Source organism: Paenibacillus sp. NRS-1760, from assembly GCF_050467785.1.
Classification (GTDB): Bacteria; Bacillota; Bacilli; order Paenibacillales; family Paenibacillaceae; genus Pristimantibacillus.
The window spans coordinates 43,960-69,496 of sequence record NZ_JBITPK010000018.1 but is presented as its reverse complement, the minus strand read 5'-3'; the positions used below and the strand labels follow the sequence as shown (position 1 = coordinate 69,496).

General features: G+C 45.4%; 25 protein-coding genes and 1 pseudogene. 21 read left to right on the top strand and 5 right to left on the bottom strand.

Annotation, left to right across the window (positions count from 1 at the left end; translation table 11 throughout):
- Nucleotides 1-5 precede the first annotated feature (5 nt).
- The 3 genes from ACIFSR_RS25865 (at nucleotide 6) to rlmD (ending at nucleotide 3,342) form a co-directional block, all read left to right on the top strand.
- Nucleotides 6-809, top strand: coding sequence for a sirohydrochlorin chelatase (locus ACIFSR_RS25865; RefSeq protein WP_430061026.1), 804 nt, complete (start codon nucleotides 6-8; stop codon nucleotides 807-809).
- Nucleotides 810-850: 41 nt separating this feature from the next.
- Entirely contained in the window at nucleotides 851-1,759 is a 909-nt protein-coding gene (locus ACIFSR_RS25860) for a diacylglycerol kinase (protein ID WP_179089927.1), read from the top strand.
- A gap of 80 nt (nucleotides 1,760-1,839) precedes the next feature.
- The gene (gene rlmD, locus ACIFSR_RS25855; RefSeq protein ID WP_430061024.1) at nucleotides 1,840-3,342 is read left to right on the top strand and encodes a 23S rRNA (uracil(1939)-C(5))-methyltransferase RlmD; all 1,503 of its coding nucleotides are present in this window, start codon (nucleotides 1,840-1,842) and stop codon (nucleotides 3,340-3,342) included.
- A 116-nt stretch (nucleotides 3,343-3,458) separates the two neighbouring features.
- Here the strand turns inward: rlmD and ACIFSR_RS25850 are convergent, their stop codons facing one another.
- Genes ACIFSR_RS25850 through ACIFSR_RS25835 form a run of 4 tightly spaced genes read right to left on the bottom strand, consistent with a single transcriptional unit; the run spans nucleotide 3,459 to nucleotide 5,679 of the window.
- Nucleotides 3,459-3,761, bottom strand: a complete 303-nt coding sequence (locus tag ACIFSR_RS25850) for a YfzA family protein (RefSeq protein WP_339207004.1) — start codon at nucleotides 3,759-3,761, stop codon at nucleotides 3,459-3,461.
- Nucleotides 3,762-3,813: 52 nt separating this feature from the next.
- A complete protein-coding gene (locus tag ACIFSR_RS25845) occupies nucleotides 3,814-4,440 on the bottom strand; it encodes an ABC-2 transporter permease (RefSeq protein ID WP_339207005.1) in 627 nt (208 codons plus the stop codon).
- Entirely contained in the window at nucleotides 4,433-5,299 is an 867-nt protein-coding gene (locus ACIFSR_RS25840; RefSeq protein WP_339207006.1) for an ABC transporter ATP-binding protein, read from the bottom strand. Before ACIFSR_RS25840 ends, ACIFSR_RS25845 begins: the two co-directional genes overlap by 8 nt.
- The gene (locus ACIFSR_RS25835; RefSeq protein ID WP_430061021.1) at nucleotides 5,296-5,679 is read right to left on the bottom strand and encodes a GntR family transcriptional regulator; all 384 of its coding nucleotides are present in this window, start codon (nucleotides 5,677-5,679) and stop codon (nucleotides 5,296-5,298) included. The genes ACIFSR_RS25840 and ACIFSR_RS25835 overlap by 4 nt, the downstream gene beginning before the upstream one ends.
- Before the next feature lie 389 nt (nucleotides 5,680-6,068).
- Here ACIFSR_RS25835 and ACIFSR_RS25830 point away from each other — a divergent pair, with 389 nt between their 5' ends.
- The 5 genes from ACIFSR_RS25830 to ACIFSR_RS25810 all read left to right on the top strand — a co-directional run bounded on the left by ACIFSR_RS25830 (nucleotide 6,069) and on the right by ACIFSR_RS25810 (nucleotide 11,643).
- The gene (locus ACIFSR_RS25830; protein ID WP_430061019.1) at nucleotides 6,069-6,854 is read left to right on the top strand and encodes a TatD family hydrolase; all 786 of its coding nucleotides are present in this window, start codon (nucleotides 6,069-6,071) and stop codon (nucleotides 6,852-6,854) included.
- Nucleotides 6,855-7,387: 533 nt separating this feature from the next.
- The gene (locus ACIFSR_RS25825) at nucleotides 7,388-9,439 is read left to right on the top strand and encodes a serine hydrolase domain-containing protein (RefSeq protein ID WP_430061017.1); all 2,052 of its coding nucleotides are present in this window, start codon (nucleotides 7,388-7,390) and stop codon (nucleotides 9,437-9,439) included.
- 503 nt (nucleotides 9,440-9,942) lie between these two features.
- Nucleotides 9,943-10,824: an aminoglycoside phosphotransferase family protein gene (locus ACIFSR_RS25820; protein WP_430061136.1), complete on the top strand. Its 882-nt coding sequence runs from the start codon at nucleotides 9,943-9,945 to the stop codon at nucleotides 10,822-10,824.
- A 39-nt stretch (nucleotides 10,825-10,863) separates the two neighbouring features.
- The gene (locus ACIFSR_RS25815) at nucleotides 10,864-11,259 is read left to right on the top strand and encodes a sensor histidine kinase (RefSeq protein WP_430061015.1); all 396 of its coding nucleotides are present in this window, start codon (nucleotides 10,864-10,866) and stop codon (nucleotides 11,257-11,259) included.
- A 132-nt stretch (nucleotides 11,260-11,391) separates the two neighbouring features.
- A complete protein-coding gene (locus tag ACIFSR_RS25810; protein WP_430061013.1) occupies nucleotides 11,392-11,643 on the top strand; it encodes a hypothetical protein in 252 nt (83 codons plus the stop codon).
- A 26-nt stretch (nucleotides 11,644-11,669) separates the two neighbouring features.
- On the opposite strand, the gene ACIFSR_RS25805 is transcribed toward ACIFSR_RS25810, so the two are convergent.
- Nucleotides 11,670-11,807 (bottom strand): hypothetical protein, encoded by a 138-nt coding sequence (locus ACIFSR_RS25805; RefSeq protein WP_430061011.1) that lies wholly within the window; start codon nucleotides 11,805-11,807, stop codon nucleotides 11,670-11,672.
- A 191-nt stretch (nucleotides 11,808-11,998) separates the two neighbouring features.
- Between ACIFSR_RS25805 and ACIFSR_RS25800 the strand changes: the two genes are divergently transcribed.
- From ACIFSR_RS25800 to ACIFSR_RS25740, 13 genes and pseudogenes are all read left to right on the top strand, one after another.
- Entirely contained in the window at nucleotides 11,999-12,907 is a 909-nt protein-coding gene (locus tag ACIFSR_RS25800; protein WP_430061009.1) for an ABC transporter permease, read from the top strand.
- 22 nt (nucleotides 12,908-12,929) lie between these two features.
- Nucleotides 12,930-13,823: a carbohydrate ABC transporter permease gene (locus ACIFSR_RS25795; protein ID WP_430061007.1), complete on the top strand. Its 894-nt coding sequence runs from the start codon at nucleotides 12,930-12,932 to the stop codon at nucleotides 13,821-13,823.
- Nucleotides 13,824-13,858: 35 nt separating this feature from the next.
- The gene (locus ACIFSR_RS25790) at nucleotides 13,859-15,376 is read left to right on the top strand and encodes an ABC transporter substrate-binding protein (protein ID WP_430061005.1); all 1,518 of its coding nucleotides are present in this window, start codon (nucleotides 13,859-13,861) and stop codon (nucleotides 15,374-15,376) included.
- Nucleotides 15,377-15,411: 35 nt separating this feature from the next.
- Nucleotides 15,412-17,685, top strand: coding sequence for a helix-turn-helix domain-containing protein (locus ACIFSR_RS25785; protein ID WP_430061003.1), 2,274 nt, complete (start codon nucleotides 15,412-15,414; stop codon nucleotides 17,683-17,685).
- Nucleotides 17,678-18,517 carry a PIG-L deacetylase family protein gene (locus ACIFSR_RS25780; protein ID WP_430061001.1) on the top strand — a complete coding sequence of 280 codons (840 nt, stop codon included), beginning with the start codon at nucleotides 17,678-17,680 and terminating at the stop codon, nucleotides 18,515-18,517. The genes ACIFSR_RS25785 and ACIFSR_RS25780 overlap by 8 nt, the downstream gene beginning before the upstream one ends.
- On the top strand, nucleotides 18,514-19,341 hold the full coding sequence (locus ACIFSR_RS25775; protein WP_430060999.1) for a PIG-L deacetylase family protein: 828 nt from the start codon (nucleotides 18,514-18,516) through the stop codon (nucleotides 19,339-19,341). The genes ACIFSR_RS25780 and ACIFSR_RS25775 overlap by 4 nt, the downstream gene beginning before the upstream one ends.
- A gap of 162 nt (nucleotides 19,342-19,503) precedes the next feature.
- A complete protein-coding gene (locus tag ACIFSR_RS25770) occupies nucleotides 19,504-20,166 on the top strand; it encodes a TetR/AcrR family transcriptional regulator (protein ID WP_430060997.1) in 663 nt (220 codons plus the stop codon).
- Nucleotides 20,081-21,430 carry an MFS transporter gene (locus ACIFSR_RS25765; protein WP_430060995.1) on the top strand — a complete coding sequence of 450 codons (1,350 nt, stop codon included), beginning with the start codon at nucleotides 20,081-20,083 and terminating at the stop codon, nucleotides 21,428-21,430. Before ACIFSR_RS25770 ends, ACIFSR_RS25765 begins: the two co-directional genes overlap by 86 nt.
- Nucleotides 21,431-21,447: 17 nt before the next feature.
- Complete coding sequence (locus ACIFSR_RS25760) at nucleotides 21,448-23,787, top strand: FtsX-like permease family protein (RefSeq protein ID WP_430060993.1); 2,340 nt, start codon at nucleotides 21,448-21,450, stop codon at nucleotides 23,785-23,787.
- A gap of 11 nt (nucleotides 23,788-23,798) precedes the next feature.
- The gene (locus ACIFSR_RS25755; RefSeq protein ID WP_339207013.1) at nucleotides 23,799-24,566 is read left to right on the top strand and encodes an ABC transporter ATP-binding protein; all 768 of its coding nucleotides are present in this window, start codon (nucleotides 23,799-23,801) and stop codon (nucleotides 24,564-24,566) included.
- 15 nt (nucleotides 24,567-24,581) lie between these two features.
- Nucleotides 24,582-24,749: pseudogene (locus tag ACIFSR_RS25750) on the top strand (M48 metallopeptidase family protein); the annotation flags it as partial.
- Between the two features lie 139 nt (nucleotides 24,750-24,888).
- Nucleotides 24,889-25,077: a hypothetical protein gene (locus ACIFSR_RS25745; RefSeq protein ID WP_076271073.1), complete on the top strand. Its 189-nt coding sequence runs from the start codon at nucleotides 24,889-24,891 to the stop codon at nucleotides 25,075-25,077.
- 24 nt (nucleotides 25,078-25,101) lie between these two features.
- Nucleotides 25,102-25,494, top strand: coding sequence for an iron chaperone (locus ACIFSR_RS25740; protein WP_339207016.1), 393 nt, complete (start codon nucleotides 25,102-25,104; stop codon nucleotides 25,492-25,494).
- Nucleotides 25,495-25,537 lie beyond the last annotated feature (43 nt).

Here is a 25,537-nt window from a genome sequence, read left to right as displayed (position 1 = left end):
ATTCGATGAAGCCAGGCATTCTTGTCATTAGCCACGGCTCCAGAGAAGCTGCATGGGTACAGTTAGTCGATGAGGCGATTGCAGCAGCAGCGGCTTCGCCCGGTTTATCAGGTGTTCCAATTATGTCGTCCTTTCTCGAGATCGTGGAGGGACGGCTTATTCAGGATGGCATTGATGAATTAGAGCGGCAAGGTGTTACGGATATGTTCGTAGTGCCCTTGTTCGTATCTTCGGGCAGTACACATGTGGATGAAATTGGGCAAGCATTTGGTTTTCCATGGGTTTCCGATTTGGAGGGTGACTTAGGTACATTTCGAGTCACAGCCACAATTCATTATGGTCTCCCAATTGACGATGATCCACAAATTGCAGAGCTGCTCGCTTCAAACATTGCACCCTTATCCACAAGACCAGACTCAGAAGCGTTATTGCTTATTGGCCACGGAAGCAAAGAAAAGGTATTCCATGAGCGCTGGCAGGAAGGGCTGAAGAAGCTTGGCGAGCGGGTTAGAGCACTAGGCGGATATAAGCGCGCAGAGTATGCCATGCTATTGCCAGATCAAGCGGCAGGAAAGCTGGCAGCGATGCAGGCAGCGAATCCACAGGAAGCGGTCATTGTTGTTCCATTATTTCTGAGCCAAGGCTATTTTACCAATCATGTCATTCCAAATCGGCTTAATGGTTTTGTATATCGCTATAACGGCAAGGCGATGCTTCCTAATACAGCGATTGAGCAGTGGCTGGAGCATCAGATGATCGACGGTGTACAACAGTTGCGCGAAGAGAAGCATGTCACGTTTACAGAATAAATGATAGGTTGAATGATTGTTAGGGGTGAACCGAGATGGCAATCAAACGAGCAAGACTTATATATAACCCGACATCGGGAAGAGAAGAAATGAAAAAAAGATTGCCAGATATTCTTCAGCGTCTTGAACAGGGCGGTATTGAGACGAGCTGCCACGCCACGATAGGCGAGGGAGATGCGACACTTGCAGCGGCTGAAGCCGCGGACCGCGGCTATGATATGATCATTGCAGCAGGCGGTGACGGTACGCTTTATGAGGTTATCAACGGCTTGACGAACAAGGCGAATCGACCTCCGCTTGGCATATTGCCAGTAGGCACAACGAATGATTTCGCACGGGCAATGGGTATTCCGAAGCATTGGGAGTACGCAGTCGACCTTATTATTCAGCAATATAGCCGGCCAATTGATGTCGGTAAGGCGAATGATCGCTATTTTATCAATATTGCTGGGGGCGGCTCCTTAACGGAACTGACCTATGATGTGCCGAGCAAGCTTAAGACGATGATTGGGCAGCTGGCATATTATATGAAGGGCATGGAGAAAATGACCCGACTTCGGCCAACGGAGCTTACTTTTCATGCAGCTGGTGTAGGGGAATTCCATGACGAGTTCATGATGTTCCTCATATGCAACAGCAATTCGGTTGGCGGTTTCGAGCGATTGGCACCGGACTCCAAGCTTGATGACGGGCTTCTGGACGTCCTGCTTATCCGCAAATGCAATTTGCCGGAATTTATTAAGCTTGTGACGCTTGCGCTGCGCGGTGAGCATTTGAACGATCCACATGTGATTCATTTCCGGACGGATGAACTAAAGGTGACTACACCGGATTATGTGCAAATTAACCTCGATGGCGAATATGGCGGCGTGCTGCCGTGTACTTTTTCGGTGCTGCCGTCGCATTTGCGTATTTTTGCTGATGAGACTGGGGAATCGACTTACCGTTAAGCCCTTATGTATTCGGAAATCTGGGAATGATAAATAGGAACTAGCATGCAACAGCATTGAAGATAGAGCGGAGAGAGTTTATGAACAAAGGTAGAAGCAGAGGCGGCAAAGGCAGATCGCGCAGTGCTGCGGGTACGGGTACTCGTGCAGCGGCGATTCCAGCAGATGCGCCTTTTCAGAAAAATGAAGAAGTCACCGTCGATATTATCGGCCTGACACATGATGGAGAAGGGGTAGGCCGCGCTGACGGCTTTACCCTTTTTATACAGGGAGCACTTCCTGGTGAGCGTGTGCGCGCGAAGGTGATGAAGGTAAAGAAGCAGTATGGTTATGCGAAGCTTGAAGAGCTGATGCTTAAGAGCCCATCGCGTATAGAGCCGCCTTGTGATATTTATAAGGAATGCGGCGGCTGCCAGTTGCAGCATTTCGATTATCCGGCGCAGCTGGAGTGGAAACGCCAGCATGTTGTGGATAACTTGATGCGAATCGGCAAACTGAATGTGGTTGGTGAAGGCAATCCGTCGGAGGGAGAGAATGCGTCTACTGGGATTGTTGTTCACCCTACTGTTGGAATGGACGAGCCTTGGCGTTATCGCAATAAAGCATCGGTACCAATCGGCACCAGTTCTAAAGATGGTCAATTAATTGCAGGCTTCTACGCCCGCGGCAGCCATCGGATTATCGATATGGACGATTGTCTGATTGAGCATGAGCATAATGATGAGGTTATTCGTGTCGTAAAACGAATTGGACGTGAGCTTGGCGCCACACCTTATGATGAGGAAACTGGCCGCGGCGTACTGCGCCATGTGATGGCACGGACAGGCGTTGTCACCGGCGAGATCATGGTCGTGTTGGTCACGAATAGCAGGAAGCTGCCTTCGTCGGATGAATGGGTTAGGCGCATCCGCGAGGAGCTCCCGGGCGTGAAGAGCATCGTTCAAAATGTGAACGAGCGGAATACGAACGTTATATTCGGTGATGAGACTCGTGTCCTCTGGGGCAGCGAGGTTATCTATGATGAGCTCGACGGCATTCGCTTCGCAATATCGGCGAGATCGTTCTATCAAGTGAACCCGATGCAAACGGTGGAGCTTTATCGCAAAGCGGTCGAGTATGCAGGCTTAACAGGCTCGGAAACGGTCATCGACGCTTACTGCGGCATCGGTACGATATCGCTGTTCCTTGCACGGCAGGCTGGACGCGTTTATGGCGTTGAAATCGTACCCGAGGCAATCGAGGATGCGGCGCGGAACGCGGCGCTCAACGGCATTACGAATGCCTCGTTCGAGGCGGGCCCTGCGGAGGTTGTTATTCCTCGCTGGCGCAAAGAAGGCATAACGGCCGATGTTATTGTCGTTGATCCACCGCGCAAAGGCTGCGATCCTGCACTGCTTGAGACGATTCTGGCGATGAAGCCGGAGCGAGTGGTATATGTGAGCTGTAACCCTTCTACGCTCGCAAGGGACTTGTACGTGCTGGAGGACGGCGGGTATAGGACGGCTGAGGTTGTGCCGGTGGATATGTTCCCTTGGACGGTTCATGTGGAAGCAGTAGTTTTACTACATCGTATAAACAATTGATCGGAAAAGTCTGATTCATATTTACTAAACAATAGACATTGAACAAGCTCATGCGAAATTTGCATGAGCTGGTTTTGTGTTTAGAGGAACGGCAGACAATATAAGAACTAAACCATTCATTTTCTGGAATAGTTGCTTCTTACTGCTCTTATTAATGCAATGGGAAGTAATGTAATAGAAAAGATGGCTGTGAATATGTTGAATTGTGTGTTTTTATAAGGGACGAACCATTCCATAAACAGCTTCGAATGAGATATGGAGTTATAGATCCGGTTAAATAATGCCCCTTCTTGCAAGTTTGGCGCCCATGAAAAACGATCACATATGATAAAGAATAATTGTAAAAAAAGAAATAGTCCCAAAGGAAACATCCAACTTCTTTTTAGATTAGATGGACCTTTGTTTGGTGTAACTTTCATTTGACCAGTTCTCCTTATTATTTCATTACTTGTTATATACTTGTGCGGCCTCCTATAAGTCCTTTCTAGTAAACAGATGTACAGTTAAGTAATAGGAAGCAATGAATAACAGTAAGACAGCAATTGGGATAAAAAATAGCGTTTGGCCATTGCTAAAGCCTTGGTTGTTTATCATATTCATAAACATAGCTGTAGGCTGCGCCAGAGCAATTAGGATAATCATAAATACGAAATTTATAATACCGGTTCCTTTTTTACTAAGTGTGTAAAAGAGCGGCATATAGATGGAAGTTAGAACAAGCACTATTCCTAATGGAACTAGCATGTCTATGACCGAATAATCCGGCTTGTTTAGCTGAGGGAATGCTATTTTAACGAGAGAGTGAATCCCATAAGAAGCAAGGACTCCAAAAAGTGTGTAAATGATGGCTGTTATGTATTTCGCTTTTACAATATGTTTACGGCTAATCGGCAGCGTGACCAGGAAATTATGGTGATTTTTTTTGATATCGATCATCATACCTAGACTAAGTGAAGCACAAGCTGTATAGATAGCCACAAGGTGAATTGATGATTCATGTTTTGGTATAAATGCAATACTGTATACAGCGAGAAAAAGTATAATAAGCCCTAGTGAGCTTTTTAAAGCGATGAAGTCTTTACGAAGCAAGTTAAGCATGAATGCGTCCTCCCTTAGCGGTGTAATAGATGATGTCTTCTAAGGATGGTTTATCGAAAACAACATAATTGCCAAACAACTGTAAGGCATCTTGCCTATTGTTTACTAAGCCCTCAAACCCAACATCAGTCTCACGAATCCCGATAAAATTGCTTCGTATATCCGAATCAAGCAGTTGCAAGTCACCTTTGACGATTGCATACCTCTCGAATACTTCATCTTTTGATTCATTAAATACGAGCTTTCCACGATTGATGAAAGTAATGTAGTCAGCAATGCGATCTAAATCTGTTGTAATATGGGTCGAAAATATAATGGTATTTCTCTCGTCCTGCATCATATCCCCAAGTAGATCAAGCAATTCTCTTCTAAACACAGGATCAAGTCCAGAGGTTGGCTCATCCATTATTAAGAGCTCAGCTTCATGCGATAAGGCAACTGCAAGGGAAAACTTGATTTTCATCCCCTTTGATAACTCATCAATTTTCTTCTTAGGAGACAACTCAAATTGTTCAAGTAAGCCGTTAAACTTAGTATTGCTCCACTTTTTGTAGAAAGGTGCGATCATCTCCTTCATATCACGAATCGTAAGATGTTCATAATAGAAGCAGTCATCCGACACGATGCCGATGCGCTGCTTAATATCAACTTCGTGTTCAGGCATAGAGCAGCCTAATATTTTTACACTACCGGAGTCTGGACGGATCATGCCGAGCATCATTTTAATCAAAGTGCTTTTACCGACACCATTCGGACCAATCAGTCCGGTTATGTAGCCCTTTTTTACATCTAAAGATACATTATCAACTGTAAATTGATTGTATGTTTTCGTAAGATTACGTAATTCTATTGCATTCATGGGGTCTGTTCCTCCTCGAAAAAGAGAGTGAAATGATTGATTAGATCTTGTTGACTCATGTTTAGTTCCTTGCTTTCTCGAATGATTTCTATCATTTTCTCTTCTAATAGTTTCATACGCTGCTCCCGAATAAAGTCTTTATTTGCTCCCGATACGAAACAGCCCTTACCTACAACTGAGTCGATTAACTTCTCTTTCTCTAACTCTTCATAAACACGCTTAGTTGTAATTACACTAACTTGCAAATCCTTGGCAAGCTGCCTAATGGAGGGTAGGAGTTCACCTGCAAGTATTTCATTGCTCAAGATGCTCTGCCTAATCTGGTTCATTATTTGGATGTAAATCGGATCGTTTGATGCGTTGGATATAATAATTTTCATGTTTCATTACCTCGTTCTCGCTGATAGAGTATCTACCGTATATATATAATATATACACTATTATCTTTTGCGTCAATATTTTAATTTATTGTGATTATTGGGTAGTGGAACAAGAGTTCATGCAGGAGATGATTCCACGCTTATATTAGCTTTTTTCTGTGGCTTCAAAGTGAAATGCATGTGTTGGATGCAGAGGAATATAGCTAAGGGAAACATGAAAGTACCTATTGAATCGATATCATTTCATTGTAAAAAATGCTTTTAATCAAATATTCCCTACCCTCCATTGATTTGAAATGCTTATAATGCAATTAGAAGATTTTGGACGTAAAGAGTATGTGTGTACATTAGAAGCAACAAGAAATGAAATCGAACGGAGCAAATAAACGATGGAGCATAAAATTATAGATATTGGCGTCAACTTGATGCATCGATCGTATAATCAAGATCGTGAGCAGGTGGTTGAAAGGGCGGCAGCGAATGGGGTTTCTCCACTTGTTATCACGGGAACAAGCTTGAGAAACAGCATGGAAGCTGCCCGCTACGCAGGTCGTTTACCCGGAAAGCTGTACTCAACTGCGGGTGTTCATCCTCACGATGCAAAGAGTTGTACAGATGAGACGATGAAGAAGCTCAAACAACTGGCGGTACAGCCGCAGGTGGTGGCCATCGGAGAATGCGGACTAGACTATAACCGGGATTTCTCTCCGCGGGATGTGCAACGCAAATGGTTTGCCGAGCAAATTGATTTAGCGATTGAGCAGGATATGCCGCTGTTTCTGCATGAGCGGGAAGCTTTTTCGGATTTTATAGCCATCCTTAAGGAACAATCGGTTCAGAAAGCAGTCGTCCATTGCTTTACGGGGACTTTGCCAGAACTTAAGGCTTATCTTGAAATGGGATTCCATATTGGGATCACAGGCTGGATTTGTGATGAGCGAAGAGGCAAACATCTGAAAGAGCTTGTAAGGATGATTCCGCTAGACCGGCTTATGATTGAGACGGATGGGCCATTTTTAACGCCACGGGATTTGAAAGGGAAGCCGCAGGATGGACGGAATGAGCCGGCTTTCTTACCACACATTTTGCAAACTGTATCACGGTGTATAGGAAAACCAGTAGAAGAGGTAGCTGAGGCTACGAGAAAAACGTCTGAGGAATTTTTTGGTTTATAAGAGTTAAGAGATAAGAGGCGCCAGACCAACTTTGATATAGAACTTTTTTTCACTGTCTGTCATAAAAGAAAATCAACGGCCTGGTATATGGATAAGGACAATATGATTTATTTTGATATGATGGTTAGTGGAGATGAATTAAGAGAACAACAAAACATGAACAGTGACATAAATTGAGTTATTCTATTTCATATACAAATCTTAAAATAAAATTGAATCTCTAAATACAGATGATAAAGTATATAAGGATCCAAATAAGCTTTGCTAATAGAAATGACATATAAAACATAGTTTTATCCCAACCGCGATTAACGCGGTTTTTTTTATTTTCAGAACACTACTCAATTATGGAGCAAGCCTTAACAGAAACTTAATTGTTTTCTGAATATCGTAGATGGAATTAAGGTTAAGTTTAATAGCATGTAAGACTGGAATGCTAGAATGACGGTAAGAAAGGAGACTCAGTACAAGCTAGAATTGAATCATAAAAATTCGTAATCGTACAAAATGAGAGAAAAAGGGATGTGGATGATATGAAAAAGAGAGTTATATGGACGCTTGCAACGGCCTTAGTTCTGACCCCGCTTATTCCTACAAACGCAATGGCTTCCAGCGCCGTAGCTTCGGTTTCTTCTAAGACGCTAGAGAAGATTGCTTCTGAGAAAGCGGCACTTTTAACTGAACAATATGGAATACCTAGCGTGCAGTATGCCTTGATCGATAATGGAGTGATCAAAGTATCGGGACAATCAGGAGTTAACGACATAGAAGGAAAAATCCCTTTAACGAAGGAAACCATCTATGGTATTGGCTCTACGAGCAAAATGTTTACCGCGTCAGCAGTCATGAAATTAGTGGATGAAGGTAAGATCAATCTCGATACCCCCGTCGTACAATATATTACGGATTTTAAGATGGAAGATGAACGCTATAAAAAGATTACTCCACGCATGTTGTTGAATCACTCATCTGGTTTGCAGGGTTCGAGTTTAAACAGTGCATTTTTATTTAATGATCCAGATACATACGTACACGATTCGCTGCTAAAGAACTTGTCTACACAGAAATTAAAGGCAGAACCGGGAGCTTTTTCAGTGTATTGTAATGATGGATTCACGCTCGCAGAAATTCTTGTAGAAAGAGTTAGTAAAAAGACATTTACTGCATTCATTCATGAAAATTTTGCTGTACCTTTGGGTATGAACCATACCATGACGCCACAAGACATGGTAGAGACGAGCAAATTCGCCGGCCTTTACTCTCCTGCCTATGAGGGCCAGCTTCCAACGGAGACGACCAATGCGATTGGTACAGGCGGAGTCTACTCTACTGCGGAGGATTTGGTTCGATTCTCGCAAATCTTTACTGGGAAGAGAGCGGACGTACTCTCCATCAATTCAGCACAGGCCATGGAGCAAGAAGAGTATAGGAAGGGATTATGGCCCAAAGAAGCGGATAACTCGATGGACTACGGACTTGGTTGGGATAGCGTACGCTTATTCCCTTTCAATGATTATGGTATAAAAGCCCTCGTCAAAGGAGGAGACACACAGATGTATCATTCCTCCTTCATCGTACTTCCCGAGCAGAACATGGCTGCAGCAGTCATTACCTCAGGCGGTAGCTCCTCAATAAATCAGCTGCTAGCGAGTGAATTGCTCCTTCGGGCGATGAAAGAGAAGGGCGCAATTAAAGAGATCAAGCCAGATAAATCATTTGGCAAGCCGGTTAAGACTGACATGCCAAAAGATCTTGTGAAGTACGCAGGTTATTACAGTACTCAAGGCGATCAGTGGAATGTAGCTATAAAAGACGGGGAACTGGCATTGTCAGGATTGGCCGCTCCAGATCAGAAATTTATATACACCAAGGATGGAGCTTTTGTCGACGAAGATGGAAGCACAAAGGTTAGTTTTGTAAAAGAAAGCAACGGACGGACTTATTTGTGGATGAGCCAGTATGTTTCAGTACCTGAATTAGGCCAGCTTGCATTTTCTGAATACAAAGCGGAGAAATTGGAAGGTGCAGTGCTGGATAAAGAAACGGCAGATGCGTGGGCAAAAAGAGAAGGCAAATCCTACTATCCAGTCAACGAGAAATTCAGTTCCATCGCCAATATGAACATGATTAGGCCAACAATAAAGACAAGCCAAGGCTATTTCAATGATATAAAAATAACAGGTGCCAATACGGCTGAGAGCCAGCATCAGATTCCTGGAACGGCTGGCCGAGATACACTGAATATTCTTTTTTATGCTAAAGAGGGCGTAGAGTACCTTAATGCGGCTGCAACCGTGTATATGAGCGATGATGGAGTGAAGCCGCTGTATAAAGGCAAATCGTCGATAACTACAATTCAAGCTGACGGTTATGCTAGATGGTTCAGCGTTCCTGAAACAGCTGCTGGCAAGAAAATGGTAGTCGGGATGCCAGCTAAAGGTGGTTTTATGGTATACGATGAAGCGGGTGCACTGGTGAATAATACGGTCATTAGCGGTAAAAATGAAGTCGTATTGCCTGCGAAAGGATATATCGTATTTGCTGGAAATGCGGGATCTGCTTTCGGTATTACGCTAGTGAAATAGCGAGTGGAAAAAACGATATAAATTGAATTAAATTTTTTCGTTTTGGTTGCTATGCGAGTAGATCATTCTTACGATCGCGGTTGTAACCAGTTTCTTTGATTGACTAATACATGTAAAGGTAAGAAACCGGCTACAAAGGCGAACACTTCGTTTCTCCAGAACGATCTCCTCGCTTCGCTTAAACTTCATTTCTTTAGTTCAACTTATATAGATTCATATGTAGATTTGGCCGGCTTTTATAGCTGGCCTTTTTTATTATAATCTTGGTCTCATTCAATAGAGTTGAGAGACTCTATAGCCAAACAATTCTCAAACTAGCGAGCAAGCAGCAGCTTCATTTGCACGCCCATTTGACTGTGCATGGAGATGGGATCGATGAATACTAAATGCTCCGAGTGTTAAGTTCCATTATTTCATAAAATTGGGAAGGTGGATGTCTCTTAATGTCGAATGGTAAGTAGAATCCTTTATGCTAAAACAACCATTCGAAGGGAAGAGCGAGCATAGGAACCCTTATAACTACGGTAGACTGGCTTGAAAAAAATGAAAAGCTGGATGAATTATTAAATCATGCGGCTGCCTTAACCACACATGCAATGAATCATGGTTTTGAGGCTGAAGTGATAAAGATTAGCTCCGACAAAGAGAGCTTTGTGTTGAAAACGTGGAGCAAAAGCTCGAAGCCGGATATCCAGTTTCAATATCATTTATTGAATGCTTTATTTGAAAGAGGATTGTCCGTCTCTAGGCCAGTGGCCTGGGGGATCGATCCAAACGGAGACAAGGTGCTGTTAACCACCTTTGACGGTGGCCCCGTTCTTAAATTGAATGGTAAGAAAATGGCTGATATTGCAAAAATATTATCAAGCATACATCGAATCCATATGGAAGAAATTGAGCAAATACAACTTCCCAAATATGATTTTATCGGTTATTTTTTCTCTGGGGTAAGAGAGCATCCGGATCTAGCTCAAGCGCTAGATGCACTTGTTCAAAAGACACCTATAACCCAAGGACACATTATTCATGGTGATTTTCACATGGCTAATTTCTTGGAGGACAATGGGCGATACACAGTCATCGATTGGACAAATGGGCAATTAGGCGATCCTAGGTATGATTTTGCATGGTCGCTTGCTCTTATCAGAATATATGTGTCAGATCGGAATGCCGATGCTTTCCGCAATGCATATTTGCTGGAGGATGAAATAGACCTGGAGGAGTTGGAGGCGTTCGAAGCGTTGGCATGTCTCCGATGGTTATTGCTAAATAGAAGCGGAGGCACTCCTAAAGGGCCAAGCACCATGGGGAAGGTAAAGAGCTTGGTCATGAACAACCGATATTTAAACGAGCTGGGGTTAAAAGATTTTTCAGCAAAAAGGTAGTATCGGAGTGGCTAACGATCTCTCGAAAGATCGATATTAATGGTACATATAGACGGTGAAATTGTAAGCAACTGCTGCATTCGTTTTCACCGTCTACTGCATTTTTCTAAGCATCTCCTTCGTCGAGCCTCGTGTCGTAATATCGCCATACGCATGACCCAAACAGAGGATGACCTATTTCTTTCTATCGCCGATTCGGGCATTGGCATAGCACCGGAGCAGCTGGAATATGTGTTTGAACGGTTCTATAAAACCGATTCATCGCGAAACCGCAATATAAGCGGGAATGGTCTAGGGCTTGCAATTGCCAAAAAAATCGTAACCCTCCATCAAGGGAGCATTGCGATGGATAGCCAGTTGGGCCAAGGAACCACAGTGATTGTTCAATTGCATAATCAGGTGAAAAAGCAGCTATTCGAAAGCTGCCCTCTGTGATACCATATAGAAATTAATGGTAAGAGAGACAAGAGAATCGTAGAGGGTGTGTCTTCGTGAAAACATGCAAGAAATGTAGCGGTACGGGTAAAGTCAGCGGTTTCTTCAGAAGCAAAACTTGCAGCAAATGTAATGGCAGAGGACATGTTATTCCAGGGCGATTCGCGGCAAATCCAGATAGCGGCTCTACTTCAATTATTAACGATGATCAAGACTACCAAGAAGAAGTGGATCAAATCAGCTACAATGAAAATTCCTGGCGGCAAAATACTAGGGATTCCTCTTCGGATGATGATCGTTCATCCTCTAGCAACGACAGCAGATCTTATGATTCACCCAGCTCAGATGATGGTTCATCCTCATCTTCAAGTGATTAGTTTATAACCATTTCTATGTAGTGGAAATCGGATTTAAGGCGCAGGGAGCAGAGCTCTTTGCGTCTTTTTTTTTGAGAAACTAATAAATATTGCTCGTTTGCGTAGAGTTTCATCTCTAATGCCTTGGTAGATTTCCTCTTTTCTTAATAATGATTTTTCTTCAATGGTCACGGAAAAGGTACCTTCCTAATGTTTAAATTGCATTAAATGAGTTTTGGTGTTAGCTTTATGTTATTAATAGTGACACAAAACGTGTGAAATACCCCGAAATCCATGAAATCTGAACTGAATCATTGAATCGGAGACTATATTGTGACCCCAACATGACGTTATCATAACGTTGTGAAGGGGGTGAAACCAAAATGGTTTTTCGAGAAATTATGCGCAATCGGGTTTTGTATTCGTTGGCGGTCCCAGGCTTGTTGGTGCTTATTATTTTCTTCTATTTACCGATGTTCGGTCATGTGATCGCGTTCAAAAATTACAATTACTTTGACGGAATTTGGGGGAGCCCTTGGACGGGACTTGATAATTTCAAGTTTTTTTTCGGTGGAAGCGACTGGCTGCGCGTTACGTTCAACACGTTGTTTCTTAATGCATTGTTCATTGCGTTCGGTCTTATCATCTCAGTTATATTAGCTATTTTTCTAAATGAGATTAGGCAGGCCATATTCAAAAGAGTCGCGCAGTCAATGGCATTTCTTCCGTTCTTCGTATCTTGGATGGTCGTAAGCATGATGCTGTTCTCTCTGCTTAACACCTCGGATGGCTTAATAAACCGTTCTTTGAAGGAGTTAGGCTTGGATGCTGTATCCTGGTACAGCATGCCTCACTATTGGCCGGCCATATTAACGATCATTAGCGTATGGAAGACGGCAGGCTACCAGGCTGTTATTTATTTGGCTGCTATTACAAGCATTTCGCCGGAGTATTATGAGAGCGCCCAAATAGACGGAGCAACGAGGCTACAGCGCATTAGGCATATTACGCTGCCGCTTCTGCGCCCGACGATTATCGTGCTTACATTGCTAGCGATTGGACGTATCTTTTACGGTGATTTCGGCATGATTTTCGGACTCGTCGGAGACAATGGCGTCCTATACGAGACGACGGACGTCATCGATACGTATGCATACCGCGCTTTGCGCCAGCTGGGTAATTTCGGGATGTCTTCGTCTATTGGACTTTATCAATCCGTGCTGGGGTTGGTTACGATTTGTGTATTCAACCTTATCGTTAGGAAGATCGACAAGGAATCGAGCATCTTCTAGAAAGGAAGGAGGGTTTATCGCCATGCTAAACGCCATCAAACAAATAGGCGCTTCCGACAAATTAGTCATTACCGCTGTGTATGTGATCGTTACGTCATTCGCGTTATTTTCTTTTATTCCATTTTGGCTCGTTATTGTGAATTCGTTCGCATCCGAAAGTGAACTCGGTCTACACGGCTTTAGTCTCCTGCCGAGCAAATGGTCACTCGATGCTTACCGGTACTTGCTAACGGGCAATCAAATCTATTATAGCTACGGTGTGACGTTATTCGTGACGATCGTAGGTACTGTGCTAGCTGTACTCATTACCGCGATGTTCGCATACGTGCTGGCCCATCCGAAAATCAGGTTCAAAAACCAGCTGGCGTTTTTTACTTATTTTACGATTTTGTTCGGTACGGGGCTTGTCGGCTTCTATATTGTGATCTCGATGTGGTTGGGGCTCAAGGACAGTATATGGTCCATGATCCTGCCATCGCTTATTAATCCATTTTACACGTTCATCTTAGTTTCATTCTTCCGTACGCTTCCCTTCGAAATCTACGAATCGGCTGTCATGGATGGAGCAGGTGATTATCGGATTTTCTTCCGCATCATGTGGCCGATTTCGGTGCCGGCAATCGCGACGATTAGTTTGTTTTATGCAATTTTTTATTGGAACGACTGGTGGCTAGCATTGCTGTTTGTCGACAATTACAAATTGCAGCCGCTTCAGCTCATGATTAGGCAGCTCATTTCCAATCTCAATATCTTGTCATACATTCAAGGCAGTCCCGGTTCTTATGGAGGGGGATTGCCGAATCAAGGTGTACGGCTCGCGACGGTTTGCTTGACGATCGGTCCGATCGTATTCCTGTACCCATACATTCAGAAGTACTTCGTAAAAGGATTAACGATTGGTTCGGTGAAAGGTTAAAAGATGATGGGATAAACCCAGTGGAGGTTAACGATATGACAAAATGGCCCAAACTAAGCGTAGCGCTTCTCATAATCGCTTTGCTCATTACGGCTTGCTCTCGTAATGCCGGGGAAGAGCCCGGAAACGGAAATAATGGACAGAAGGCTTCTACAGATCCTGTGACGCTGAAGATTGTTATGCCAGGAGATCGTCCTGCCGATATGGATAAGGTTATAGCGGAAATCGAGAATAGAATTAAGGGTACGCTCAATGTAAAGCTCGACGTCATCTTCTCCTCCTGGTCGGACATTCATCAGAAAACGCAGATCATGCTTACGAGCGGTGAGCCAGTCGACTTGATGTTCGAAGCCCCCTGGATGCATTTAGACAGTATGGCATCGGCAGGTTATTATGAGCCGCTAGAGGAATTGCTTAACGAATACGGCAAAAATATATTGGCGGCGCGCCCGCAGCAAATGTGGGACGCAAACAAAATTAACGGCCAAGTGCTCGCCATTCCGCTCGGAAATTCCTTTTACAAACCAACGACCTATTATATCCGCAAGGACTTAAGAGAAAAGCTCGATTTGCCGCCTATGCAATCCTATGATGATATTATCTCGTTTGCTAGAAAGGTTCAGCAGCAGTTCCCAGACATCACACCAATGACGCCGCAAACGCAAATTCCAATGTCTGAGGTGCATTTCCGATTAGCGCAAGGAACAGATGTTATGATGACCCCGATGTTGACTGATTTCATCCTCTATAGGGCTCCGAATTCGCCGATTATCCGCAATATGTTGGACGACCCTAGCCCGGTGATTTGGAGCGCGATTGAGAACGCACGCAAGCTTTATCAGGACAAAATCATTAATCCAGACGTGATGGCGATCAAGGACCCCGATAACTGGGTGACGACTCATCCTACGGCAGTTTACTTAGCGACGGATTTTGGCTTAAAAGCCGACCTGGCAAAGAAGCTGCTCTCTAACTTGCCGAGTTCGGATCTTGAATCGTACACACTTTTCGATCCGACGCCGGCAAAAAATTCGTCGACGTTCAAGCAGTGGAATTTTATGACCGTTCCGAAATCGAGCAAACACAAAAAAGAAGCGATCCAATTTCTCGACTGGGCAAACGCCTCTCAAGAAAATTATGATCTGCTTGCGTATGGAATTAAGGGTGTGAACTGGGAAGACGCAGGGGATCGGCAGTATAGGATGTTGACGCCGGACAAATACCCTTGGTTCCCGTACGACTGGATTTGGAATCCGAAATTCGACCGCCTTGATGCAAGCCAAGAACCCTCCGCTATCGAGCTAAATCGGTTTATCATGAACGCGGACAACTTTACGGTCGATGTACTGACAGGCTTTAACTTTGATACAAGCGCCGTTCAGAACGAGCTGTCCCAATTTTACGCGTTGGAAAATCAGTATTTGCTGCCGATATACAACGGTGCGGTTGATCTGGATACGTATTGGAAGGAGTTTGCCGAGAAGGCCGGTCCAGCGCTCAAAAAAATTCAGGAAGAAGGGCAAAAACAAATCGACGATTTCCTGAACAAGTAGCGTCATAGTGAAACAGAGGGAGAGGGGAGGATTACATGCGTAAATACATCCAAGCTGAGGCTTATCTGCACGTCTTTCTGATATTGGTTATTTTGTTCAGCATGACCGTCATTCCCTTCTCCTTCTATTTATCGAACCAGTATTCCAAGTATGCTTCGCAGGAGCTTGAGCGAAATGACCGTTATAAGCTGGAACAAACGAAAGAAAATCTCGTCTTTACGTTCGACCGCCTTAAGCGGGTAACGCTGAGCCTATACGAAGAGCCGGAAATCAGGACATGGGTACAATTGCGGGAAGAAGATCCGTTCGTGCTTAATGGAATGGTGCAATTATTGAAGAAAAGACTCGTTAATGAGCCTTTCATCGAATCCGTTGTTGTGTACAATGCTAACTTAGGACGCGTATTTGATTACGATACGGGGATGCTTCCGGCGTATGAAATGCTGATTGATGGCATGGAAGAGCTCGTGCAAGGAGACTCTCCGAATTATTTCCGTATGACAAAGCTGCTGTTTCAGGGCCACAAAGGTCTTGCCATCCTGCTGCCGTTCGGACTTGAGAAAGACCGTTCGAAGAGCTTTCTGGTTATTCGGTTGAACAGCGATGCCATTCAGAAGTCTATGCTGCAGTTGAACAAGGATAGCGGCGTATTCATTCATGTGGCAGATGGCAATGGCGAGCCCATTATTGGCCAATCTGACGAGGGCCTGCTCCATCAGCTGAGTGAGCAGGACAAGAAACAGCGCAAAGAAACATTCCGAACAAGCGTCCAAGACAGCCAGTGGATCGTTTCCTATGATCTGGCAGGCGTTGAGGATTGGACGATCTATTACTCGGCAAGAATGGACGACTGGTTCCGCAAAGTGGAATCTTTCAAACACAAAATTTTGTATTCGTTTCTCGGATTATTGCTATCGTTAATCGTGATCTTGTTTTGGAATGCGAGAAGCTATCATCGTCCCGTAAGCCAGTTGGCAAGGCAAATATCGAGCATGGTCGAAATGGCCACGGACAGCGGCTGGAGAAGAAGGCTGCTGCCAAAGAACGAGGTTCATCAGATTCAGCAAGGCTTCGGGATTCTCTCGGAGAGGATTGAGCAGTTGAGTCAGTCGGTTCAGGATGGGCGGCTTAGGCAGAAGGAAGACGACCTGCGCGAGTGGGTCAATGAGGGCAAGCTGCAAGGCCCGGCCCGCAAGCGGCTTCAGGAAGCCAGTACGATTCTGGATTACACCAGCATCGTTGTCGCTGTATGCAGAATCGATTCCTATATGGCGTTATCCGAGAAATATGATTTCTCCTCCCGCAAAACGCTTAAGGGCACGATCGTCAATATTGCCTGCGAGACTGTTGCACACAAGTCATGGAAGGTAGAAAGCATTGATTTTGGAGGCAATCATCTCGTCTTTATTATCGGAGTCAGTGCCGAAGGAGATAAGAAGGAGCTGCCTCACTGCTTCGAAGAAATTAATGACCATGTGCACAAGTGGCTGAAGCTAAATCTGACCGTTGGATTAAGTGAGCTCCAGAAGCCGGACTGCGACATGAAAGCTGTCTACGACAAGGTTTTTCAGCTTGCAACGCTTAGCTTTATCGATGGGGAAAGCCGTATTTATCAAGAATCAGATTACGAAAACGAAGCAAGAAGCTCGGTACAATTACCCGACAATACAATTCCACCAGAACTCATTGACTCCATTCGGTTAGGACAGACCGATAAGGCCAAGCGCCTGCTGGACGAAGCTGGGAACAGGCTGCGCCAAATGTCTTATGACGAATGCAAGCTGCAACTAACATTTCTAATCTATCACTTGTACAAGGCATTCGGCAAAGTAATGAATTCCTCTAGTATGAACGGCATTCGCTCGGAGCTGGATCGATTTAACACGCTGGATGAAGCGATGGATAAGCTGAAGGAAGATACCGAGGTTATTATAGACAGCTTGTATGAGCGCCGCGTGGGTGACAGAAGAGACGAGCGAGTGGAGGAAATGCTTCAATATTTGAGGCTTAACATTCACAATCCCATGTTAACGATCGATGAAATGGCTAATCACGTATCACTATCCACTAATTATGCCCGCACACTATTCAAAGAGCAGACAGGGATTACGGTTGCGAATTATATCCTAAATGAGCGCATTCAGCTCGTCAAATATTTGCTCGTCCAAACGGACAAGACGATTGCCGAGATTGCTGCACAGTCGGGATTCCAATCAAGAAGCACATTTTTTACCGTGTTCAAAAAAGAAGTTGGCGTTACGCCGAGCGATTACCGCTCGAATCTGAAGGGAGCTATCATGAATGAGTGAATCGTTAAATGTGATTGTTATATTCGCGCATCCAGACGAGGGTGAGAAGTATGCCGGAGGCACGTCAGCTCTGCTTGCCAGGCGCGGCCATCGGGTGAAGTTTCTGTCGCTTACTAATGGAGACGGAGGGCATTTTCGATTATCGGGAGAGGAGCTTGTGCTTCGAAGAGCGGAGGAGGCTATGAAAGCGCAAGCTGACTTAGGTATTTCTGATTACGAAATTCTGGGCAACCGGGATGGATCACTGCTGCCGACGCTTGAGCTGCGCAATGCCATTATTAAACGGATTAGGGAGTGGGAGGCCGATGTCGTCATTACATTCCATCCGGAAGGCGGCACTCATGCGGACAACCGGTATGCAGGCAAGGCGGTAAGCGATGCTGCGGCGTTCGTAGCGTTTGTTCCGAATGTCGTTCCGGATACGAGAGATTTACGCAAATCGCCGCTGTATTTGCTTATGCCGGACTATTCCATGAAGAAGAAATACAGCGCGGATATTGTCGTCGGAATCGATGAAGCGCTGGAGAGCAAGCTGCTTGGCTGCGGCGCGCATGAGTCGCAGTTTTTCGAATATCAGCCTTGGACGAAAGGAAGGCTTGATGAGGTACCCGCAGTCTGGAAGGATAGACGGGAGTGGCTGCTGCGAGACTTATCGGATTTTCTGTACGTTTCGAAAGAGATGACACCATCACTCGTGGAATTGTACGGGGAGTTGGAGGCGGGCCGCTTTCAATACGCTGAGCCGTTCGAGCTCGCGTCTTACAACTCAGGTTCGACAGTAGAGCGGGTTCGCGTGTTTATAGAGAAGTTGAAGGAAGAGGTGATCGTGTGAAGGACGTCCTTCGAGTCATAGTCATCGCTGCTCATCCGGATGAGCCCGAAATTTACGCTGGGGGCACGACGGCATTGTTGACCGGAAGAGGCCATCAGGTGAAATATCTCTCCTTGACCAACGGGGATGCTGGACACTATGAGATGTCAGGCGAAGCGCTTGCCAAGCGGAGAGCTGCCGAAGCGATGGAAGCGGCTAAGCACTTAGGCGTTGCGGAGTATGAGATCCTTGGCAACCATGACGGAGCGCTTCTTCCAACGTTGGAACTAAGGGAAGCAGTCATTCAGCGAATTCGTTCCTGGAAGGCGGATATCGTCATTGCCTTTCATCCGGAAGGGGGCACGCATACGGATAATCGATATGCGGGGAGAGTCGTTGCCGATGCTTCCGCGTTCGTAGCCAAAGTGCCGAATATCGTTCCTGATACGCCTTGTTTGGATGATTCACCGCTGTTTCTGCTGATGCCGGATTACTCCATGCGCGCATCGTATAAAGCGGATATCGTCATCGATATCGGCCAAGTGCTGGAGAAGAAGCTGCTTGCATGTCACTCCCATGATACTCAGTTCTATGAGTTTGCCCCTTTCGAGCAGGGGATGACGAAACCGGTGCCTCCTGATTGGGAAGGAAAGCGACAGTTTATTTTGGAAGGGTGGTCGACGTTCTTCCGAGTATCGAAAGAAATGCTTCCGGCGCTTGAGCGGGATTACGGAATTGAAGAGGCTGGAAACGTCACATTCGCAGAGTCGTTCGAATATGCGGATTATAATGCGGGTGGGCTAGCGGAGCAGCGATCGGAGCTCCTTTCAAGGCTGCGCGGCTAAAACGTATAAGGACCGCTGGGTGAGGAGCCCAGCGGTCCTTATTTTACATGAAAAAAATAGAGAAAATAAGCCTGATGCAGCCCCGCTATTTACAAAATAAGGCTCATATACTATAATTCCTTTTATAGACCGACAGTCGGTCTAATGAACGGAGGAATCTTGATGAGAACGCTCAAAGAGCCGGAAGAACGAAAAAATGAAATATTGGATACGGCGGAAGCTTTATTCCATAGCAAGGGATATGACAAGACAACGATTAACGATATTTTAAAAGAAATCGGAATTGCAAAAGGAACCTTCTACTATTACTTCAAATCGAAAGAAGAAGTGATGGATGCAATCGTCGTCAGAATTGTGGATAGCGGGGTGCTGGCAGCCAAAGAAATCTCCGCGAATACTAGTCTTACCGTCCACGAAAAGTTTCTGTACATCATGCTCGCGCAAAAGCCGGCCTCAAACAGCTCAAAAAGCCAGCTTATTGAAACGTTGCATGACGTCAATAACGCCCAAATGCATCAAAAAAGCTTGTCAGAGACGGTGCGCAAGCTGACTCCTATTTTGCAGGAGGTTACAGAGCAAGGAATAAGAGAAAAGCTGTTTGCCACGCCATATCCGAAGGAAGCAATAGAGCTACTGCTTGTGTCTGCTGTAACCCTATTTGATGAGGGCATATTCAACTGGCAGCCGCAGGAGATATCTCAAAAAATTCAAGGCTTCATTTATGCCATGGAGACGCTGCTTGGAGCAGAGAAAGGCAGCTTCGCTTACGTGGCAAGGCTGTTTGAGCAAGCAGACGCGGCAGACGGTAAGCCGAATGGCGAATAATGCTTTTCGAAAATTTATCATTCTATGGTTCGGGGAACTGGTCTCCAGTATCGGCAGCGGCTTAACCGCGTTCGGCTTAGGGGTTTACGTCTTCCAGACGACCCACTCCGCCACGGCAGTGTCACTCGTGACGCTGTGCACCTTTTTGCCGATGATCCTGTTAAGTCCAGTTGGCGGTGTATTGGCGGACCGATTTGATCGACGGCTGATGATGCTGCTCGGTGATGGCGGCTCGGCGCTTGGGCTTATTTACATTCTAATCGTCATGTTCTCAGGCGAGGCACAGCTTTGGCAGCTCTGTGTGGGGGTAACGATCAGCTCTATATTCGCATCGTTGACCGATCCGGCTTATAAAGCGACGATCACAGATTTGCTGCCCGAAGAGCAGTTTGCGAAAGCGAGCGGGCTGGTGCAGCTTGCCGGCTCCTCCAAATATTTATTTTCACCTGTCCTTGCGGGCATGCTGCTTGCTGTGGTGGATATCGAGGCACTTCTGATTATCGATATAAGCACAGTATTCATCACGATCATTACGATTTCCGCCGTTCGCCGATGCTTGGTTGCTAAGCCAGTCAGCAAGAAGAAGTTTAGCTTAGCAAAAGATTTGAAAGAGGGATGGCGTATCCTTGTCTCTCGAAAAGGGGTTTTTACTCTCACGCTGCTAATGACCGTGGTCACCTTTTATATGGGCATTTTGCAAACCTTATTTACGCCCATGGTGCTTCCGTTATCTAATGCCAAGACATTAGGGATCGTCCAATCGGTTAGTGCGACAGGGCTGCTGCTTGGCAGCTTGTTTATTGGCGTCTTCAACGTTAATCAGCGGTATACGCGCGTGCTGTCGGTCGGTCTTTTGGTCGCTGGTATTTTCTTCTCGCTTATTGGAGTATCATCGAATATTTACGTAATCGCAGCCGCAGGCTTTCTGTTTTTTGCAACCTTGCCCTTCGTTAATACAAGCGCGGATGTATTGATTCGAACAAATATACCAAACGAAGCACAAGGCAGAGCTTGGGGAATGATCGGAGTGGTCTCCCAATTCGGCTATGTCGCTGCGTATGCATCGGCGGGTCTTTTATCCGACCATATATTTAATCCTCTAATGGATGAAGGAGGGCTTCTAGCCTCCACGGTTGGAAAATGGATTGGCAGCGGCCAAGGGCGCGGTATCGGCTTGTTATTTATTATTTCTGGCATTTTGGTCATCGTTTTAGCACTTATTATGGCAAGGATGAAGTCGATTCGGGCGCTGGAGACAAAGTAAGGAAAGGAGGGGCTGACATGCTAGCGAAAATATTAAAAAAAGATTTTAAACGAAATAAGGCGATTACGATTATCCTGTTCGTGTTCATTATGCTGTCTGTGCTGCTTGCTTCCAGCGGGACAACGATGATGACGCAGCTATTCCACTCCATCAACCATTTGTTTACTGTATCTAGTGCGCCGCACTACGTGCAGATGCACGCCGGACCCGTGGATAGAGCTGCCATTCAGAGCTTTGCGGCAGAGAACTCCCTTGTCAAGCGTGAGCAAATCTCTGAAATGCTGGTGATCGACAATGCTAATCTCTTCTTTGGCGACAATCAGGAAGCCGATAGCAGCAGCGTAATGGATAACGGCTTTGTCGTGCAGAACAAGAGCTTTGATTATTTACTTACACTGGAAAATAAGCGGATTGAGGTTTTGGACGGGGAGATTGCGGTTCCTATTTATTATAGGCAGCAGCATCATTTGAACCTGGGCGATACGATTCGAGTTTCGGCTGGATCATCAGACATGACGTTCACCATTACAGACTTTGTGCGGGATGTTCAAATGAATCCTTCGATTATCAGCTCCAAGCGATTCGTCGTAAGCGAAGCTGATCATGAAGCGTTGAAGAGCATGACCGGTGAAACGGAGTATATGATTGCATTTCAGCTTAAGGATCTAAGCAAGCTCAATGAATTCAAGACAGCATACCAGTCAGCCGGATTACCGGCAAAAGGCCCTGCTATTGACTATTCCTTGTTCCAGATGCTTCATGCATTAACGGACGGGGTGGTCGCCGTCATCATTTTTCTGGTCAGCAGCTTATTAATTCTTATTGCGGTGCTGTGTCTGCGGTTCACCATACTGACCACGCTGGAAGAGGATTATAAAGAGATTGGCGTTATGAAAGCCTTCGGCATCCGTCAACAGCATATTCGCAACATCTATTTGACCAAATATATTGTTCTGGCGGGGGGCGCTAGTCTTTTCGGATATGTGGTTTCCCTTTTTATTCGTCCGCTATTCCTATCCAATATGGCGTTGTATATCGGGATTGCTCCGCAAAGCATTCTGCAAAGCTTGATTCCTATTTTGGTAGCTGGATTGGTGTTTGCTTTCGTTCTGCTCTTCTGCACCCTTGTGCTGAGACGATTTCATAAAATCTCGGCGGTTGAAGCGCTGCGAGCCGGTGCGATGGGCGAGCTTAAGGTGAATACGAAGCGGTTGCCGCTTTATAAAAGCAGAATTCCTAGTGTTAACGTATTTTTGGCGCTGAAAGATGTCGTCGGACGGTTTAAAATGTATCTTTTATTGTTTATTATTTTTGTCATTTGCTTCTTCATCATCATTGTTCCGGTCAATTTCTTGCATACGATGCAGTCACCTAGCTTCGTTGCGTATATGGGGGTTGGACAAAGCGATATGCGAATGGATTTGCAGCAATCCGATCACATGCAGGATAAATTTGACGAAGTTCAGCATTACCTTGCTCAAGATACGGATATAGTGAAATTTTCTCCGCTCGTGACGAGTAAATACAGCGTCGTAGGAAGTGAAGGAGCATTAGAGAGCATACAGGTTGAAACGGGGGATTTCTCGATTTTTCCTTTGAAATACAGCAGCGGCAACGCTCCTATCAACAAAAACGATATGGCTCTCTCCAGTCTGAACGCTGACGCTCTGTCGAAAAAAGTGGGAGACGCGCTGATATTAGTTATTAACGGTAAGCAGGATGAGATGACCGTTAGCGGCATTTATCAGGACGTGACCAATGGCGGCAAAACAGCCAAAGCGCTGCTGCCCTATCAACCGGAGGATGTACTCTGGTATACCTTTAATGCGGACATTAGACATGGCAGCGATATAGGGGCCAAAATAACCGAATATACGGGTCTTTTTCCAGGGGTGAAAGTGACGCATCTCGAAGATTATATGCATCAGACACTCGGCTCGACGATTAAGCAGATCAAGATGGTTACGGTACTTGCCGTTATCATTGCTGTGTTTATCTCCATTCTGATTACTTCGCTTTTCTTAAAGCTGCTGACCGCAAAAGATTATTCCGGCATCGCCATTATGAGAAGCCTCGGTATTGCCGCCGCACATATTCGAAAGCAGTACGTGATACGGATACTGGTTGTGCTTGCAGGCGGTATTCTCATGGGTACGCTTATGGCCCATACGTTTGGGCAAAGTCTGGTAGGTATGCTGATGTCTTCGATGGGAGCCTCCAATATCCAGTTTGTGACGAACCCATGGGTATCTTATTTCTTGTATCCATTAGCTCTTGGTTTAGTTGTCACCATTGCAACGCTGGTAGGCACGCTATCGATGAAAAAATACAGCATGACGAGAATGATAACCGAATGAGGGGATAAAGCATGAACCACATATTGGAGATTACAGACCTGAATAAAACCTATTCAATAAGCAAAGGGCAAGAACAAGCCGTACTGAAAAATATTAATCTGCAGATACATGAGGGCGAGTTCGTTGCCGTCATGGGGGCGTCAGGCTCGGGAAAGTCGACCTTGCTCTACACAATTAGCGGCATGGATCGGATGACTTCCGGACAAGTCTTGTTTGATGGGCAAAATATTTCCTCCCTTTCAGAGAAGGAATTGGATCAGCTGCGCCAGAACAAAATGGGGTTTATTTTTCAGCAGATCCATCTCCTCAAAAATCTCAGCATGCTCGATAATATCATTCTCTCCGAATATTTTGCAGCCAAAGAGAGCCGGGACTCCATCCGCCTGCGAGCGGAGGAGCTGATGAAGAAAACGGGAATCGCTGCGCTCGCAGATCGCGATATAACGCAGGCTTCCGGCGGACAGCTCCAACGGGTGAGTATTTGCCGGGCGCTCATGAACCAGCCGAAGATCATTCTCGGAGATGAGCCGACGGGAGCACTAAACTCGAAAGCGACGTCTGACATCATGGAGCTGCTTGGCAGTATCAACCAATCCGGAACCACCATCCTGCTGGTCACGCATGACGTCAAGGTCGCTGCCAAAACCGAGCGCGTCCTGTTGATGGAGGATGGAGAGATTGTTGGCGAGCAGTATTTAGGGAAATATCGTTTTGATAGCGACGATGTTAAGGGGCGGGAGGAAAAGCTTTCTGCTTGGCTGTTAAAGATGGGGATATAATGGGGGGAGTCAGGTGCGATGGCTCCTAATGAGGTGATCGACTATATAATCATCCTTGAGCTTTGCCGTCTTACCCATATAAATCATGACCGTTCTTTTTGGCGACGCGTAGGAAGCATCATTCCGGATTACAAAGAAAATGAGGAGTATCTAGCAAGGCATGGTCAGGCGCTGGCTTTGTAGAAGCTAGAGCTGTGCGGAAAGGTTGGACGATCAGGCTGGAAACTGGTATACTTGCCGGGATTACTCCTATTAAAGCGATTACAATTTCTAGTTTTAGCGGGAGCTGATCTACTATGGGCGTCGTCAGGAGTGGTACTAAATGAAGAAATATAATTTTATTCGTCCGTTAATGCTGATTGTCATAGCACTGCTTGTAAAAAGCCTTATTACGAATCTTTGTATGGTATTTGGGATGGAACAGGGACCGGCAGAAAATGTTGGTTTCATTAGCATGCTTGTCGCAGCATTCATCATTTATTCGAGAATGGCTCAGAAGCGCCGCAAATAACTATAAGGTCCGAAAGGAGCAGCCATGGACGGCAATAAAATCACATTTGAGACAATCGATCAGTATATCTCCAATTACCCTCCTGAGATTCAGGACATCTTGGAGAAGATAAGAGGCGTGGTTAAAGTGGCTGCACCAGAAGCGACAGAAAAAATCAGCTATCAAATGCCGACCTTCGTGCTCCATGGGAACCTTGTTCATTTTGCTGCTTACAAAAATCATATCGGCTTATATCCGGCTCCAAGCGGAATTGAGGCCTTTAAACAGCAATTATCCCCGTATAAAGGGGCAAAAGGGTCGATTCGTTTCCCTTTAGACGAGCCTATACCTTACGAATTAATTGGTGAGATCGTAAAATACAGAGTAGCTGAGAATATTGAAAAAGCCGCGAACAAGAAAGTGAAAAAAAAGAAATAGGGAGTTTAGATGCTGCGGTTCCTCTGCCGCATCTAAACTCCCT

Coding starts and splice junctions, on each gene's coding strand:
- ACIFSR_RS25810 (WP_430061013.1), top strand. CDS start 11,392: ATGGCAGAGGACATGTTATTCCAGGGCGATTCGCGGCAAATCCAGATA.
- ACIFSR_RS25790 (WP_430061005.1), top strand. CDS start 13,859: ATGACAAAATGGCCCAAACTAAGCGTAGCGCTTCTCATAATCGCTTTG.
- ACIFSR_RS25815 (WP_430061015.1), top strand. CDS start 10,864: ATGGTACATATAGACGGTGAAATTGTAAGCAACTGCTGCATTCGTTTT.
- ACIFSR_RS25865 (WP_430061026.1), top strand. CDS start 6: ATGAAGCCAGGCATTCTTGTCATTAGCCACGGCTCCAGAGAAGCTGCA.
- ACIFSR_RS25835 (WP_430061021.1), bottom strand. CDS start 5,679: ATGAAAATTATTATATCCAACGCATCAAACGATCCGATTTACATCCAA.
- ACIFSR_RS25760 (WP_430060993.1), top strand. CDS start 21,448: ATGCTAGCGAAAATATTAAAAAAAGATTTTAAACGAAATAAGGCGATT.
- ACIFSR_RS25795 (WP_430061007.1), top strand. CDS start 12,930: ATGCTAAACGCCATCAAACAAATAGGCGCTTCCGACAAATTAGTCATT.
- ACIFSR_RS25745 (WP_076271073.1), top strand. CDS start 24,889: ATGAAGAAATATAATTTTATTCGTCCGTTAATGCTGATTGTCATAGCA.
- ACIFSR_RS25770 (WP_430060997.1), top strand. CDS start 19,504: ATGAGAACGCTCAAAGAGCCGGAAGAACGAAAAAATGAAATATTGGAT.
- ACIFSR_RS25840 (WP_339207006.1), bottom strand. CDS start 5,299: ATGAATGCAATAGAATTACGTAATCTTACGAAAACATACAATCAATTT.
- ACIFSR_RS25785 (WP_430061003.1), top strand. CDS start 15,412: ATGCGTAAATACATCCAAGCTGAGGCTTATCTGCACGTCTTTCTGATA.
- ACIFSR_RS25830 (WP_430061019.1), top strand. CDS start 6,069: ATGGAGCATAAAATTATAGATATTGGCGTCAACTTGATGCATCGATCG.
- ACIFSR_RS25850 (WP_339207004.1), bottom strand. CDS start 3,761: ATGAAAGTTACACCAAACAAAGGTCCATCTAATCTAAAAAGAAGTTGG.
- ACIFSR_RS25825 (WP_430061017.1), top strand. CDS start 7,388: ATGAAAAAGAGAGTTATATGGACGCTTGCAACGGCCTTAGTTCTGACC.
- ACIFSR_RS25755 (WP_339207013.1), top strand. CDS start 23,799: ATGAACCACATATTGGAGATTACAGACCTGAATAAAACCTATTCAATA.
- ACIFSR_RS25845 (WP_339207005.1), bottom strand. CDS start 4,440: ATGCTTAACTTGCTTCGTAAAGACTTCATCGCTTTAAAAAGCTCACTA.
- ACIFSR_RS25780 (WP_430061001.1), top strand. CDS start 17,678: ATGAGTGAATCGTTAAATGTGATTGTTATATTCGCGCATCCAGACGAG.
- ACIFSR_RS25800 (WP_430061009.1), top strand. CDS start 11,999: ATGGTTTTTCGAGAAATTATGCGCAATCGGGTTTTGTATTCGTTGGCG.
- rlmD (WP_430061024.1), top strand. CDS start 1,840: ATGAACAAAGGTAGAAGCAGAGGCGGCAAAGGCAGATCGCGCAGTGCT.
- ACIFSR_RS25740 (WP_339207016.1), top strand. CDS start 25,102: ATGGACGGCAATAAAATCACATTTGAGACAATCGATCAGTATATCTCC.